At 37.2% G+C, this 15,344-nt stretch carries 18 protein-coding genes; 2 read left to right on the forward strand and 16 right to left on the reverse strand.

The genetic code is table 11. From position 1 onward, the window contains the following. Nucleotides 1-23 precede the first annotated feature (23 nt). Nucleotides 24-644 (reverse strand): GntR family transcriptional regulator, encoded by a 621-nt coding sequence (locus J0J33_RS07560; protein WP_019291676.1) that lies wholly within the window; start codon nucleotides 642-644, stop codon nucleotides 24-26. A gap of 224 nt (nucleotides 645-868) precedes the next feature. Here J0J33_RS07560 and J0J33_RS07565 point away from each other — a divergent pair, with 224 nt between their 5' ends. Further along, on the forward strand, nucleotides 869-1,705 hold the full coding sequence (locus tag J0J33_RS07565; RefSeq protein WP_019291677.1) for a DUF368 domain-containing protein: 837 nt from the start codon (nucleotides 869-871) through the stop codon (nucleotides 1,703-1,705). A gap of 51 nt (nucleotides 1,706-1,756) precedes the next feature. On the opposite strand, the gene hpf is transcribed toward J0J33_RS07565, so the two are convergent. From hpf to J0J33_RS07620, 11 genes are all read right to left on the reverse strand, one after another. Further along, a complete protein-coding gene (gene hpf / locus J0J33_RS07570) occupies nucleotides 1,757-2,314 on the reverse strand; it encodes a ribosome hibernation-promoting factor, HPF/YfiA family (RefSeq protein ID WP_019291678.1) in 558 nt (185 codons plus the stop codon). A gap of 110 nt (nucleotides 2,315-2,424) precedes the next feature. Continuing rightward, the gene (locus J0J33_RS07575; RefSeq protein WP_017370397.1) at nucleotides 2,425-3,042 is read right to left on the reverse strand and encodes an FMN-dependent NADH-azoreductase; all 618 of its coding nucleotides are present in this window, start codon (nucleotides 3,040-3,042) and stop codon (nucleotides 2,425-2,427) included. A 164-nt stretch (nucleotides 3,043-3,206) separates the two neighbouring features. Then, on the reverse strand, nucleotides 3,207-4,736 hold the full coding sequence (gene ahpF / locus J0J33_RS07580; RefSeq protein ID WP_206921653.1) for an alkyl hydroperoxide reductase subunit F: 1,530 nt from the start codon (nucleotides 4,734-4,736) through the stop codon (nucleotides 3,207-3,209). A gap of 58 nt (nucleotides 4,737-4,794) precedes the next feature. After that, a complete protein-coding gene (gene ahpC / locus J0J33_RS07585; protein ID WP_017370399.1) occupies nucleotides 4,795-5,358 on the reverse strand; it encodes an alkyl hydroperoxide reductase subunit C in 564 nt (187 codons plus the stop codon). Between the two features lie 264 nt (nucleotides 5,359-5,622). Beyond that, a complete protein-coding gene (locus J0J33_RS07590) occupies nucleotides 5,623-6,996 on the reverse strand; it encodes a Xaa-Pro peptidase family protein (protein WP_206887367.1) in 1,374 nt (457 codons plus the stop codon). A gap of 68 nt (nucleotides 6,997-7,064) precedes the next feature. Beyond that, nucleotides 7,065-7,346: a hypothetical protein gene (locus tag J0J33_RS07595; RefSeq protein WP_019293959.1), complete on the reverse strand. Its 282-nt coding sequence runs from the start codon at nucleotides 7,344-7,346 to the stop codon at nucleotides 7,065-7,067. Then, nucleotides 7,347-7,895, reverse strand: a complete 549-nt coding sequence (locus J0J33_RS07600; protein ID WP_046401186.1) for a DUF6036 family nucleotidyltransferase — start codon at nucleotides 7,893-7,895, stop codon at nucleotides 7,347-7,349. Nucleotides 7,896-8,003: 108 nt separating this feature from the next. Further along, entirely contained in the window at nucleotides 8,004-9,158 is a 1,155-nt protein-coding gene (locus J0J33_RS07605; protein ID WP_046401185.1) for a cystathionine gamma-synthase, read from the reverse strand. A 127-nt stretch (nucleotides 9,159-9,285) separates the two neighbouring features. Continuing rightward, on the reverse strand, nucleotides 9,286-10,644 hold the full coding sequence (locus J0J33_RS07610) for an FAD-dependent oxidoreductase (protein WP_046401184.1): 1,359 nt from the start codon (nucleotides 10,642-10,644) through the stop codon (nucleotides 9,286-9,288). 1 nt (nucleotide 10,645) lies between these two features. Next, entirely contained in the window at nucleotides 10,646-11,005 is a 360-nt protein-coding gene (locus J0J33_RS07615; protein ID WP_019293962.1) for an iron-sulfur cluster biosynthesis family protein, read from the reverse strand. 19 nt (nucleotides 11,006-11,024) lie between these two features. Continuing rightward, nucleotides 11,025-11,597: a TetR/AcrR family transcriptional regulator gene (locus tag J0J33_RS07620; RefSeq protein ID WP_046401182.1), complete on the reverse strand. Its 573-nt coding sequence runs from the start codon at nucleotides 11,595-11,597 to the stop codon at nucleotides 11,025-11,027. 186 nt (nucleotides 11,598-11,783) lie between these two features. Between J0J33_RS07620 and J0J33_RS07625 the strand changes: the two genes are divergently transcribed. After that, nucleotides 11,784-12,425: a hypothetical protein gene (locus J0J33_RS07625; protein WP_019293964.1), complete on the forward strand. Its 642-nt coding sequence runs from the start codon at nucleotides 11,784-11,786 to the stop codon at nucleotides 12,423-12,425. Nucleotides 12,426-12,532: 107 nt separating this feature from the next. On the opposite strand, the gene J0J33_RS07630 is transcribed toward J0J33_RS07625, so the two are convergent. Genes J0J33_RS07630 through J0J33_RS07645 form a run of 4 tightly spaced genes read right to left on the reverse strand, consistent with a single transcriptional unit; the run spans nucleotide 12,533 to nucleotide 15,200 of the window. After that, a complete protein-coding gene (locus J0J33_RS07630; RefSeq protein WP_019293965.1) occupies nucleotides 12,533-13,372 on the reverse strand; it encodes an undecaprenyl-diphosphate phosphatase in 840 nt (279 codons plus the stop codon). A gap of 13 nt (nucleotides 13,373-13,385) precedes the next feature. Further along, nucleotides 13,386-14,264, reverse strand: coding sequence for a DUF4097 family beta strand repeat-containing protein (locus tag J0J33_RS07635; protein WP_046401181.1), 879 nt, complete (start codon nucleotides 14,262-14,264; stop codon nucleotides 13,386-13,388). Beyond that, complete coding sequence (locus J0J33_RS07640) at nucleotides 14,261-14,881, reverse strand: DUF1700 domain-containing protein (RefSeq protein WP_086582608.1); 621 nt, start codon at nucleotides 14,879-14,881, stop codon at nucleotides 14,261-14,263. The genes J0J33_RS07635 and J0J33_RS07640 overlap by 4 nt, the downstream gene beginning before the upstream one ends. Continuing rightward, complete coding sequence (locus J0J33_RS07645; protein WP_046401179.1) at nucleotides 14,874-15,200, reverse strand: PadR family transcriptional regulator; 327 nt, start codon at nucleotides 15,198-15,200, stop codon at nucleotides 14,874-14,876. Before J0J33_RS07645 ends, J0J33_RS07640 begins: the two co-directional genes overlap by 8 nt. Nucleotides 15,201-15,344: the final 144 nt, after the last annotated feature.

The following is a 15,344-nucleotide window of genomic DNA, read 5'->3' on the forward strand; positions in this document are numbered from 1 at the left end:
AAAGATATTTCTCAATGTCAAAACTAATTTTTATAAAAGAAATTTTGAATAATTTGTAAAGAATCTGCTCCACCAACAAAATACAAGGTATCATATTGGTTCAATGTCGCATATGGGCCTGGCGAAATAATTAATTCGTCATTCTGTAAGATGGCAATAACGGTTGCACCTGTATTTTGCCATAAGTTCATTTCTCCGATAGTTTTACCTAAGTTTTCGGAAGGTTCATTAAGCTCAAGTTCAATCGGAGTCATTGGATTGGATTTTTGAAAGTGTGCTGTTTGTCCAACGAGTTTATCTAAAGTCGATGAAAAATTGGCAAGTTCCTTTTGTTGGCGAGCGACACTTTTCAAAATATCAGCTTGTAAATCCTGAATTGACTTAACTTCTTGATGTTGAGTCAAAAACTCTTGAGCTTTTTGACGTGAAGCAATAACAACGCCACTTCCATGAATCGAATCCACAATCCCTAAATCACTAAGAATGCTTACTGCTTTTCGTGCTGTTTCGGGAGAAACACCAAAAGTTGTTGCTAAGGTCGATCTTGCATAAATTTTTTGACCGATTTTTAATTCGTTGCGTACAATATTTTCCGCAATTAATATAGCAATTTGCTGATATTTCGGTTGTCTAACCTCTTTCACTTTTTCCTCCTTTTTTATTTATTCGTATACTATCATCATATAAAAATGCATTATGCCTTCTATTTTAATGTAAAAATACAAAAAAAGATAGTAAAATTATTTTTAAAGTGTAAAATTTCGAATATATCCTAGTTTGTATTTTATCGACTTGTATGATAAATATGTTTCGTATAAGTAATCTATGATATAATAGTCGCAAAAGTTTAAAAATAGAAAGTGATAATATGAACTGGATTTTTCGATTGATTAAAGGAATGATTATTGCTCTTGGCTTCATTCTTCCTGGTGTTTCTGGCGGGGTTCTTGCAGCCATTTTAGGGATTTATGAACGTATGCTCCATTTCTTGGCTCATATTCGTCAGGATTTCAAGAAGAATTTTCTTTTCTTCCTTCCTGTTGGTATTGGTGGGATTTTAGGCTTAGTTCTCCTTAGTCGACCTCTTGAGTGGGTGTTAGCGCATTATCAGATAATTGTATTATGGGGGTTTGCAGGTGCAATTTTAGGAACACTCCCTTCTCTCTTTAAAGAAAGCACACGTCAGAAGGCTCGTGATAAAAGTGATACCTTTACTTTAATCCTCACATTTGTTTTGTCAACACTTATTTTATATATGTTACCTGCCATTGCAGGGACGGTTCCGGCAAACTTCTTTGGTTTCTTCCTTGCAGGTATTTTAATTGCCTTAGGTGTTTTGGTACCTGGACTTAGTCCATCAAATCTTCTTTTGATTCTTGGACTTTTCTCTCCGATGCTCGAAGGTTTTAAAAACCGTGATATTTTCGGTGTGTTTCTTCCTATTGCCATTGGTGGATTATTTGCTCTAGTAAGTTTTTCAAAATTAATGGAGAAACTTCTTATTAATTTCCATTCTAAAGTTTACAACTTTATCATTGGTTTAGTACTCTCAAGTACATTGCTGATTGTAGTACCTACACAAAGTGCCGAAGCCATCAATTATGCAGGTGCAACTCTCTCAACCTTCTTTATGAGTGCTCTACTCTTTGTAATTGGACTTGTATTAGGTCTCTGGATGAGTAAGTTAGAAGAAAAATATAAATAAAGATTAATATCATAATAAAAAAGACTGGATATCAATCCAGTCTTTTTTATCTTAGTCTGTTTCAATTAAACCAATATTTTTATCGGCACGTCGGTAAACAACACTCGTACGATTAGTATAGGCATCCAAGAAAACATAAAAATCATGGCCAAGCATATCCATCTGAAGCACTGCCTCTTCCGCATCCATCGGTTTAAGATCAACACGTTTCGTGCGGACGATTTTCACAGTATCTTCTTCAATCTCATCAATGGCATCTAAAGGAGCAAATTCGTCACCAAAGGCTAAGCCAGTTGGGACATTTATTTTTGATTTGCGGTTTACACGCGTTTTATATTTGCGAATTTGTCGTTCTAACTTTTCTTCCACTAAATCAATAGCTGCAAGTACATCTAGAGCAGTATTTTCTGCTCTTAAAGTTACATTTTTAGCTGGCACAGTTACTTCAACCTTATTACGCTTATCGGAATAAGACTTAATATTCACGTAGGCTGTGACTTCATGTCCATCATTAAAGTATTTATTTAATTTACCGATTTTATCTTCGATATATGAACGAATTGCATCTGTAATTTCCACATTTTCTGCACGAATACTAAATTTAATCATAAGGTTGTTCCCATGGCATTTCAAAAAAATGCTCTTTCTTTTATTTATTTCTTATTTAATTTTAATATAAAAACAAATATGGGTCAACTAATATCCGAGATTTACCAGAATTAAAACTCTTGTGCTGCAGTTTCTACTTTACCAAGGAATTCAGCCAAAAATTCTTCAGCTTTTTCAGGTTGGTAAGCATGACCTTCAACACTAAGTGAAGAGAAGTCTGTACCAATAAATTCAAAGATAGTCTTCATGTATTGGCTACCTGTATCTTGACCATTGTACATACCACCGCTTGCTTGCAAGTGCATAACTTTCTTATCTGTTGCCAAACCTTTTGGTCCTTCTGCTGTGTAACGGAAAGTTTTACCAGCAACATTGACTGTATCAATCCATTTTTTAAGGCTAGCAGGAATCATAAGGTTCCACAATGGACTCGCAATGACTACCTTATCTGCTGAAAGGAACTGTTCTGTAAAGGCACCAAAACGTGCAACTTTATCTTGTTGTGATTCAGACAAGGCAGTGAAGTCTACACCATTTTGCATTGCAATAAAAGCAGAAGCCATGTCTTGATCAATTTCAGGAATGTCGGCAGAGAAAACATCGAGTACTTCTACTTCATCATCTGCATTTGCAGTCTTATAGGCTGATACGAAAGTATCCAAGCCTTTAATTGAGAAGCTGTCTTCAGCTGTCAAAGGATGTCCTTTTACAACAAGTAATTTAGTCATTAATAAATCCTCCAAGATTTTGTTTAATTTACATTTGTAAACAATTTTTACTTTAATATTATAGCAAAAACATTTTACGAATGCTACAATTTTAGTACGTGAAACTTAGCACAAACTTAAAAGATAATAAAACCACCTCGAAATGTTTCAAGATGGTTTTATTTTTAATGACGAATGAGATAGTCAAAAGCACCCAGAGAAGCTGTTGCACCACTTCCCATAGCAATCACAATTTGTTTATAAGCTGAATCTGTACAATCCCCTGCAGCAAATACACCAGGTACATTAGTAGCCCCTTGCTTGTCAACGATAATTTCGCCTCGTGAGTTACGCTCTACTACTCCCTCAAGCCACTCTGTGTTAGGCACAAGACCGATAAGAATAAAGACACCTGATAATTCGAGGTTTACTTCTTTTTGAGTATCACGCTCGACATAATCTAGACTTTCAACTTTATCTGTACCATGAATAGCCTTCGTTTCTACATTGGTCAGAACCGTAACATTATCCAGTGAATAGAGTTTTTCTTGTAAAACTTTATCTGCTTTAAGCTCTGGTAAAAATTCTAAAACAGTCACATGTTCAACTACACCAGCTAAATCGATGGCTGCTTCAATCCCCGAGTTTCCTCCCCCAACTACGGCAATTTTTTGACCTGCAAAGATCGGTCCATCACAATGCGGACAATAAGCAATTCCTTTATTTTTGAATTCTTCCTCACCTGGAATACCAAGTGAACGCCAACGTGCTCCTGTTGATAATACAACCGTTTTAGACTGTAGGACAGCTCCATTTTCCAGAGTCACTTCAAGCAGGTCGTTTTTCTCTAATTTCACTGCTTTTTGTGTTTTCATAATATCAGCTGGATAGGCTTTGACATGTTCTTCCAGTTGAGCAGCTAACTTTGGTCCTTCAGTATAAGTCGTCCCAATCAAGTTTTCAATGCCTAGAGTTTCTAATGGCTGACCACCGAATTTTTCTGCTAAAATACCTGTGCGTATCCCTTTGCGTGCTGCATAAATAGCCGCACTTGCACCTGCTGGACCACCGCCAACAACAAGAACATCATAAGGATCTTTATCATCAAATTCTTCACTTCCAGCTTGACCAACGAGTTTATTTAATATTTCTTCAAGACTCATGCGCCCACTTGAAAATTCCTCACCGTTAACAAAAACTGTTGGCACAGCCATCACACCACGAGATTTGACTTCGTCTTGGAACATGCCGCCTTCAATCATCGTATGCGTAATATTTTCGTTAAGAACACTCATGATATTCAAGGCTTGGACAACATCTGGACAGTTATGACAAGTCAAACTTACATAAGTTTCAAAATGATAAGGTTTATCAATGGCTTGAATACGTTTTTTGAGGTCATCTTCAATCTTTGGTGCGCGACCACTTACTTGTAAAAGAGCCAAAACAAGCGAGTTAAATTCATGACCTAAAGGAATACCAGCAAAAGCAATACCCCTCATTTCTCCCTTGCGAACGACAGAAAAGCCAGGAGCTTTGACTAACTTAGCTTCTTCAACACTTATACGTGGTGACATTTCAGCAATTTCATTGACAAATTTGCGAACTTTTTTACCATTGACATCTTCAGGATCTGCTTTGACACGTAATGCGATATCATTTTCTAAAAGTTCTAAATATTGTTTGAGTTGCGCTTTAAGATTCTCTTCTAACATTTTATCTTTCCATTCTTTTTAGCTTAAAAAGGCGAGTAATCTACTTCGCCTTATTAAATTAAATTTTACCGACTAAGTCCAAACCTGGTGTCAAAGTTTCTGCATCTTCTTTCCATTTGGCAGGGCAGACTTCACCTGGATTCTTACGAATGTATTGTGCTGCGCGCACTTTATCTACTAATTGGCTTGCATCACGGCCGATACCGTCTGCAGTGATTTCGACAGCTTGCACAACACCATCTGGGTCGATGATAAATGAACCACGTTGTGATAAACCAGATTCTTCATCCAATACATCAAAAATACGAGAAATCTTTTGTGATGGATCAGCAAGCATTGGATATTCTACTTTACCAATAGCTTCACTGTGCTCGTGCCAAGCTGCATGAACAAAATGTGTATCTGTAGAACATGAATAAACTTCTACGCCCAAATCTTTAAGAATACTATATTGTTCTTGTAAATCTTCCAATTCTGTTGGACAAACAAAAGAGAAGTCTGCAGGGTAAAATACGATGACATTCCATTTTCCTTTAAGATCATCTGAGTTTACTGTCAAGAACTTGCCATTTTGATAAGCTTCAGTGACGAAAGGTGCAACTTCTTTTCCGATTAATGACATGATTATTATCTCCAATTTTTCTAATATTTTTTTGTACTTCTTAAATAATTATCACAAAATGAATAAGGTTAGTCAAAAGATATGTTCAAGTTTTTAGAGAAAATAAAGCGCTTAACACTTCTGAATTATTACATTTTGAGTGATGATTCTATATACTATTGTTTAGATATACGAAACACCCATCACGAAAATGTTTATCAAATAACAAATCACTCGCTTTTAAAAATTATCTATTAAAAACAAAAAAAGCCCAGGTGGGCTTCTTTATTTTACAGTAAAAGCTAACGTCTTATCCAACATAAAAGGACGTAAATAAGCTGTTGCACTACTTGTTGGAAGTATCTCGTCGCGAAGTGTGATGCCTAATTCATTTTGAATATAAGCTCTTCTCTCTTGCACGCGCCCCCAAATGTCAGGATACGCTTCTTTTATCTCCTGTCTTAACTGTGCATCCGCCAAGAAAATGCCACTTTCACAACTTACACCACCGTATCCAGAAACAGATGGAATAATATCAATCTGGAACAGCATGCCACTCTCGATACTTTCTGTTGACTGCGGGTAGACTGGTGAGCTCATCCATTCTTCATCAGCGGAGAGATGACCAGGATTTAAAGTCCAACCGTATTTTTCTTGTGGCAAAACTTCTTCTATTTTGTTATACAGCTCTTGGCCTTGCATACCTATCTTGATTGCTTCCAACCACGTTTTAACGGCATTAAAATAAGGTTTTGCAACAGCCGAAAGATAATCTTTCTCTTCATCTGGAAGATCAGAAACTTGACTTACTGCATAGCCTCCTCGGCTTTGGAGGCCTCCTTTATACCCTGTCGTTAGGGAAAGTTTGTCTCCCTTTTTAATGACTTTATCGTTTGGATAGATATTGGCCTTTACAAAACGTTCGCCTGTTGCCATTATTGTAACGACATTATGTGCTTGTCCAAGGTCTGATAATTCTCTTGCAACTTCCATTTCACTTTTTCCAAGCTCTATCTGATTCATCGCGTTTAACATGCATCGTCCTGCCAAAGCAGCACCAAATTCATAATGGGCAAATTCGTTTGCATTATTTGTTGTGCGAACACCATTTTCCCCGATAAAAAGACGTGTAGCATTTTCTAGTATGGCTTTTGGACATAAACTTTGGACAGCGTGAACTAAGAAATGAGGTAAATCGAAAAGCTGATAATTATCCTCTTTTGTGCTGGTAAAGTTTTTCCACCCCACTAAACCAATCTTTTGAGTATGCTCTAGGTCACATTGACTTAAGATTTCTTCAACTGTTTCTTGAGTATTCATAGGCTGATTAGGTAGAGAAAGATGTGGCATATGTACAGCTTCTGCTTTTAACCTTGCCTTATCTGCTTTATTTAGGTTTTCATTACCTAAAACAAGATAAGCTTTACCATCCTTATGAAGGACAAGCAGGGCTTCTTCAAAACGCGGGAGAAAACCTGTAAGATACTCAAAGTTACTTCCATGTTCTAGGTCCGCATAGATAATTAAGCAATCAAAATTATCTTGGGTCATTTTATCAAGTAATTCCTGCCTTCTCTGCGCCATTGTATCATCTGTCAGTCCAACTGGTCTTAAGTTTTCTTCAAGCGTTGGGGGGGTAAATTTCGTGAGTTGAATCATCTCTTGCTCCTTTTTGTCAAAATAAGAACTGCCGCTTCAGCAATTCTTATTTCTTACTTTATATTCTTTTAATTTTTTAACTCTTGGGCGACGGCTTTCAAGCGTGAAAATTGAGCAGGTTCGGATAAAGAAACCGTCATTTCCCAAGCTTTGCTCCCTTCCTCAACTGCTAAAGTCAAGAAAAAGCGCTGAAAATACGACAAGTGCTCTGACTGCCGAAGATAATCAATATCGTCTTGTGTCAAAAAAGTTTGTTCACGCTGGATTGCTTTATTCAAATAGCGGAGCCAGAGCCGCGCATTTCCTCTTGATTTTTGAGCCGCAGCTTCAAAATATTCTTTCCAATTCATTTATAATAGCCTCAAAAGTTCGGGATTTTCTTTTAAATAATTTTTTAACGCTTCTTGGCCATAAGCGAGACCGTAAGCTTCTAAAACAACCGCAGGATCTGAAGTTCCTTCTGAATAATTGTTGAGTAAATCAAGGAGCGTATCTGGACGCTCAATGTTTAACTTCTTCATAATCTGGGCAATATCAGGAATATCCTTGGCTCTGCCCACTTGAATTTTGTCAATCAAAACTGACTGCAAGGAAGACAAATAGACTTCGAGATGACTTGCCTTGAAGATTAAAACTTTATCTTCATCAGAAAGTGACATGATGCGACCGATAGAATGGCTTAACCAAGGTTCATTAGCCGTTCCGACATGAAATTCTTGCCCAATCTCAGCAATAATTTCCTCAACTTTCGCAGTTGATTCATAAAAGGCATCGATATCCTCTGTAGCTTTTAGACCATGATACTCCAAGACAAAACCGCCTACGCATTGTAAGCTTAGGTGGATATCATTTTCTGCTAATTTTTCATTCAAACGCGTAAACAACTTATTATAATTCATAAATTATATACTTTCTCTTGAAAACTCTCTTCTTGATTATAGCATACCGTGTCTTATAAAAAAAGAGTTTTTCCTCTTTTTACATAATAAAAAACACCTAGTGGTGCTTTAAGAGTTAATTTTCGCAAAGGCTTGATTCAAGTCTTCCAATAAATCTTGGATATCTTCGATACCGGCAGATAGGCGAATCAGTCCATCCTTAATGCCAGCTTCTTCACGAATCTTTTTCGGTATTGAAGCATGTGTCATCACTGCAGGTACCTCAATCAGACTTTCCACACCTCCGAGTGATTCAGCTAAAGTAAAGTATTCTAGAGCTTCGACAAAGTCTTTTACTTTATGTTCATCCTTAAGTTCGAAAGAAAGCATTCCTCCAAAGCCAGACATTTGTTGAGAAGCAATCTCATGTCCTGGATCTTGCGGGAGACCTGGGTAATATACTTTGCTTACTTCCTCTGATGCATCAAGGAACTCTGCAATTTTTTGAGCATTTTTGGCATGAGCTTCCATACGAAGTGCTAAAGTTTTGATCCCTCTTTGAACTAGCCAACTGTCTTGAGGACCTAAAACACCACCAATTGAATTTTGCATGAAGGCGATACGCTCAGCTAATTCTTCTTTATCTGTGGTGACAAGACCGGAAACAACATCGGAATGTCCACCCAGGTACTTCGTACCGGAATGCAAAACAATATCCGCACCTAAACTTAAAGGACGTTGGAAGTAAGGTGTCGCAAAAGTATTATCAACGATGGTCAGTAGATTATTTTCCTTAGCAATATCTGCAAGTTTTTGGATATCTAAGACAGTCATCAAGGGGTTAGAAGGTGTTTCAAAATAAATTGCCTTAGTTGATGCTTTAATCTTATCTTTTAAAGCATCAATATCTGTTAAATCTACCAAGTCATATTCCAAACCAAAATTAGACATGACTTTATCCATGAGGCGGAAAGTTCCCCCATAAACATCATTACCTAGAATCAAGTGGTCCCCTGATTTAAAAATAGAAAGAACGGCATGAATGCCAGCCAAACCTGAACCAAAAGCAAAGCCTTGGACACCACCCTCTAAGTCGGCAATAAGTGTCTCTAAGGCATGACGTGTTGGGTTCCCCGATCTCGAGTATTCATAAGCTTTGGGCTGCCCGAGACCATCTTGCTTATAGGTCGACACTTGATAGATCGGAACAGAAACAGCCCCTGTGGTAGCATCTTCACTGATACCTCCGTGAATCATCTTTGTTTTTAATTTCATCTCACTCATACTTCACCTCTTTTTAATTGTTTATTTATTATAATGCAGATTATCTTTTGTTGACTTTGGGTAATCCTATATCCGACTTTTATTTTTTTTATGTTAAGAGAAAAACCCTTAAACAAGGGCTTTTTTCTTATAGTTTCACTTCATTTGCCGGAGCAAAAAGATCATTTAAAGCTTCACTCATGGTTGGATGAGTGTAGATATGATCTCGTAACATGGTGTAAGGTATTTTTGCTTTCATCGCAAGCGATAAAATATTTATCACTTCATGTGATTCTTCAGCATAAAGAGTTGCACCTAATATTTCTTGTGTTTCTGGGTCTACTAATGCTTTAAGTAGCCCTTTACTTTGTCCAAGTACTGCAGATTTTGGAATAGATGTAGCTTCTAAACGGAACAATCGATATTTGGTACCTTGAGCTTGAGCTATTGTTTCTGTTAAGCCTATATTAGACAGAGTTGGTGTGATAAAAACACTACTTGCTAACTCACCTCGATTACTTAATGTCCGAGATTTGTCGCCATAAAGTTGACTTTCAATGATACGAAAATCATCCAATGACGTATAAGTAAATTGTGGTCCACCATGTACATCACCCAAAGCCCAAATATTTGGAGCAGAGGTTTCAAGCTTTTCATTCACTAAGATATGTCCTGCCTCGCCAACTTTGATTGAAGTATTTTCTAAACCTAATCCAGAAGTATTGGGCTTACGACCTGTAGCAAGAAGAATCTTGTTTCCCTGTACTTCTTCTGCTTGACCATCTTTTGTAATATTGAGGATACTTGCTTCATCACGATCAAAAACACCATTTATTTCATAGCCGAGCTTGAAGACAGCACCAGCGTCTTCTAAATCTTGCTTCACGCGCTTCGCAACATCTCTATCTTGACGCGGCAAAAATATATCGTGTGAGTCAATAATCGTTACCTTTGATCCATAAGACAGAAACATGGCTGCAAATTCGAGTCCGATATAGCCAGACCCCACAATCAGAAGATGCTCAGGCTTTTCTTGTAAGTCCATCAATCCTGTCGATGTCACAAGATTTTTACTCTCCGACATGCCAAGGATCGAAGGAAGGATAGCACGCGCACCCGTATTGATAAAAATACGTTCAGCTTGAACAAGCATTATCGGCTTTCCTTCTTCGGAAATTTCGACCTCATGGTCTGAAAGAAATCTTGCCTTCCCATCAATAACAGTTGCATTTTGTTCATCCACAATCATATGGTAATTCTTTTTATTCAGCTTTTCGACCAGGCTGAATTTTTGAAGGACTGCCTCGGTGAAAGCTTCACCTTTTTGGCCATTTACAATTAACGACTTAGACGGAATACAGCCAATATTAATACAAGTTCCCCCATACATCCGCGTAGATTGTTCTACGATTGCTACTGTTTCCCCTTTATTGGCCAATGATTTAGCAAGGGTTTTCCCTGCCTTCCCAAAACCAATAATTAAATTCTTAAATGTCCTTCTCTCCATATTAAAGCTTGCCTCTATAGTCAACGATGAGAAGATTATGGCTCAAATATTCTCCGTCTGTCTTCAAAGCAATGAGGTTGTAACTGCCTTCCACTTTAGCTTGTAAATCTTGGGCGCTCCAGAACATTTCCCCCCATTTTTTGAAGTAAACAGGGCCAAATTCTGAATCCATATGTGCATCAAAAGCCTCTGGCAACTTGCCTTTGTCAATAGCAAGGATACGGTAACGTGAGATACCGCCCGCACATGCGTCAATAGCCTCGTTCTTTTCACTCAACTCGTGGTCAAAATCCAATACAAAATCTGCATTATCAAATTTCGCTAATTTTTCGCTTACTGTTTTGTCAAATATAATTTTCATGCTTTTTTCCTCCTATTGTTTAAGCAAGTGCCTTAATTTCTTTTCCTAATTGATCCAAGCCGTTTTCAAAAACTGACCAGTCTTGTGTAAGCTTCAGTAGCAGGAGACTTCCTTGTATCGTTGAGATGATATGCTGAGCTTGCGTTTTAGAACGCGCTTGAGTCCAACCTGTGATTTCCACAATCCTAGCTTGAATCAATGCTGTCCAAGTCTCCATAAGCTGTCCTAACAACTCACGAAAATCTTTATCTTCACTCGCACCAAGTTCAACGACTAGGTTTCCTACAGCACAACCATAATGTTGTGTTTCATCCACATGCACCTGAATTTCCCAGTTTAGCATTGCTAGCAAGGCTTGCTTGGGGTCCTCCATCTGGCGCAATAAGGGATCAAAACATTGTGTTTCCCAGTCATTACTATGAGAACGAATCACTTCTAAACAGATTTCTTTTTTTGATAAAAAATAATGATAGAGTTGTCCTTTTCCAGTACCCGAGTCCTCGAGAATATCTCGGATAGAAGTTGAGGCATAACCTTTTTGACAAAAAAGCTTTTTACTGCTGTCAATGATTTTTTCTTTTGCTTCTGACACTTTACACGCTCCAATCATTTTACCTACCGCTTGGTACAATACTAATATACCAAATTATGATGCCTTGACCAAATAATTGAACTGAGATTTTCTTTTCTTAATTTTTTGAAAGGTTTATGATATTAAAAATTATAATATTTTGTTACACTAAAATATAACGGATGTAAAAACTATATTGGAGGAATTATGAAGAAGACCATACTATTATCGATAGCATTAATAGGAGTTTTTGTACTTAGTGGATGTAAAGATGTCAAAAAAGAAAATACTGAAACAAAAAATGTTCCAGTTTCAAGTACTAATAAGAGCACCGTAAAGACAACAGAAACCCAAGCATCAAGTGCTTTGGAAAGTATCCCTACATCAACTCCTACATCTGAAGAAAAGGAAACTGAACAAACTTCTTCATCTTTATTTGAAGGTTATAGCGCTGAACAAATTGAATATGCGCGCGTAACAGAAGCAATAATTCATTATTATAAAGGGGATTATCAACCTGTATCTATCGATGTTACTAAAAATGGACAAAATCATCAGATTTTTCCTTTTGAAGGCTCTGTAGTTCTTCCTCAAGAAACTGTTACTTTATCCTTTAGCAAAGATAATACGATGGCCGGAACAACTATTATTACCTATAGTTCTAATCATGACGGTTCAATAAATTTTTATAAAGATCCAAATCATTATCAAGATGAAAGATACCTTAAAAATCCTTCATGGGTTAAGGAGGAATCGCAAAAATTACTAGACAGCATGCAGACAATAGAAATACCTATTTCATTTGATTACGAAGCTGCTCAAATCATTTCCAAAATACAAGTGAAGTAAAAATTGATCTTTTTGTTTGTATTTAGGCTTTAAAAAAATCCAAAATAAAAACCTACCCTACTTAAGTTACATGGCCTTAAGCAGGGTAGGTTTTTCTGATCTGTGTTTTAAATTACACCCACAAGGATGAAGAGGATAACGATAATCCCCAGCGCAATACGGTACCAACCAAAGATTTGGAAGTCACGGCGTTTGATGTAGCTCATCAAGAATTTAATAACGAAGATAGATACAACATAAGCGACAACCATTCCAACGATAAGGGCAATCACTTCTGAGAGACTAAAGTGAAGGCCGAATTTCAAGAGTTTAAAGGCAGAGGCGCCAAGCATAGTGGGTACTGCGAGGAAGAAAGTAAACTCGGCAGCAACGACACGTGAAACTCCAATAAGCAAAGCACCCACAATTGTTGCGCCTGATCGTGATGTCCCTGGAATCATTGAGAGGACTTGGAACATCCCGATGATTAGTGCAGTTTGATAGGTAATTTCTTTCATTGTATTGATTTTTGGTACACGTGTTTTATTCCAACGTTCAATCACGATAAAGGCGATACCATAAACAATCAGCATAATGGCAATTGTCAATGGTGTCCCAAAATTTTCTTCTAAGAAATCATTTAAGAATAAGCCAAATACAGCTGACGGAAGGAAAGCCACTACAACCTTAACCCACATGTTAAAGACAGAGCGTTTGATCCGTACACCTTTTCCTTCAACATTAACAAAAGGATTCATCTGTGACCAGAATTCCACAATAACTGCAATAATTGCACCTAATTGGATGACTACAAAGAACATATCTTTGAAAGCTTGTGTCATGTTGGTGTGAATGAAGGCATCCACTAAAAGCATATGCCCTGTGCTTGATACGGGAAGCCATTCTGTAATTCCCTCGACGATGCCGAGAAAAATAATTTTCAAAAGTTCAATAAAATTTAAATCCATTTTTCCTTATGTCCTATTCATTAATGAGGTAGAAACTGCCATCTGTAACTTTGACTGTCAAAGCTGTCTCTTGATTTCCCGTTTGATAAGGAAATTCTTTTTTGACATGATTTACATAAAGTTCTTCTGCCTCTACATTTATCCCCGGCAATTGACTGTTTATTATTTTCAATTGGCCGTCTTTTTTAACAATTTTGCTACGTTCTTTCAGATGAAGATTTTCAAAAATAGTTGCACCATCATTTGAAGCAAAATCCATACTTTCTGCTGTCACACGTTCTAAAACAGATGCCCCATCATTAGAAGTTACTTTAAAATGTCCCGACAAAGTCAAATCACGCAATTGCCACGCAGCATCACTAATATTCAACGTGAGTTGGTTTCCTTTAATCCTTTCTAAGGAAAGGCCACCATCTCGAAGATTAATTTTGAGACTATCTGCTTTCAAATCTCGCAAGGTTTTTTGTCCGGATGTACCGTCGATAATGATTTTCTCAAAATTCATATTTTCTGGTACAGTGACAATTATTTTTTCCTGACCCATTTTACCAAAATTAAGCCCTAAATTGAAGTCAAAGGTGCTTTTTCTCGCCTCAAAACTCAAAGTTTTACCTTGAAGGTTAATCTCAGGCTTCTGATCAAGCAAGTGGCTCTCAACTTTCAGACTTGAGCCAGAGATAATTTCTAAATCCGCATCTTTACTGTTGATAATCAGATTTTTTACTTTATCTGTAGCAAAAGTCTGTTCTGTAGAAATAAGATGAGAAATTTGAGGACGGCCTTCTTTCCAGACAAGACTCGTTTTACCTCCAGCAGCTAAGCCAATACCTAAAAGAATAATGCCAGAAATAATCATAGTCAGTGCGGCAACTATTGTTCTTTTATTTTTCACAAGACTCCTCCTTTCTGATCGCGTTTGGTTCTTTGAGTTAATTTACGCCCCAACCATTTAATCATTCCAAGAAAACGAAGGCACAGCCATTTTGTGAGGAAAAGAATAAAAGGACTGATAAGGATTCCCAACCCAAAAAGCAAAAGACCAAGTCCACTAAAGACAAGTGTTGTCATTGGACTACTGAAGATGACACCAAGTCCAGAAATGAAGGAGAATAATCCACCAAACACGAGTGAAACATCAAGCATGTACAGGCTAAAGAGGAGAGCTAATAGCATCATTAACAAGGCTAGAATAAGTAAAAGAATGGCAAGTGCCAAGGGTACCAAAAGCGGTGAAGCAAAAAGACCAAGTATAATGAGCCAGACCAGCTGAAAGCGTGATTTAGCGGGTATACTTTTTTCTTCTTCTTGCGCGTGATCATCTTGGTCTAAGAAATAACTGAGTTTGAGCTTGGTAGCAAATTGTTTTGGTGTTCCATACTGTGCTGTTATATCCTCAAGTGTCATTCCTGACTCAATAAAGTATTCTTGATAATAAGCGATTAAGTCTCTACTTTCTTCTTGAGGTAGATCTGTCAGATGGGCCTGCACAGCCTCTAAATAACTATTCATCGTTTTCGAGTTCTCCTTCTACTAAAAGTTTATCCATGGCATTACGGAATTGCTGCCAGTCAGCAGTTATTTTTTGAAGCTCTTGGCGTCCATTCTCTGTTATCCGATAATAACGTCTCATGCGACCTTCATAAGGCTCGTCATAATTTTCTAAAAGCTCATGCTTTTTTAAACGACGTAAGACAGGATACATGGTTGATTCACTAATCGGAAGTTGGGCTTGTACTGTTTTTGTCAACGCATAGCCATACATATCTTTCTTATTCAACAAAGAAAGCACTGTCCCGTCTAGAAGTAAGGTTGGAATTTGAATATCCATAATTGTCCTTTCCTTTTCCTTCATAGCATATTATATGTTGTATAATATGATACTATACGACATATAATAACATATAAAACATCTGCTGACAAGTATGAGGCAATAATTTCAAAAGATATGATAAAATAAGTTAAAGTTAAACTG

The organism is Lactococcus sp. LG1267, assembly GCF_017309545.1.
GTDB classification, from domain to species: Bacteria; Bacillota; Bacilli; order Lactobacillales; family Streptococcaceae; genus Lactococcus; species Lactococcus petauri.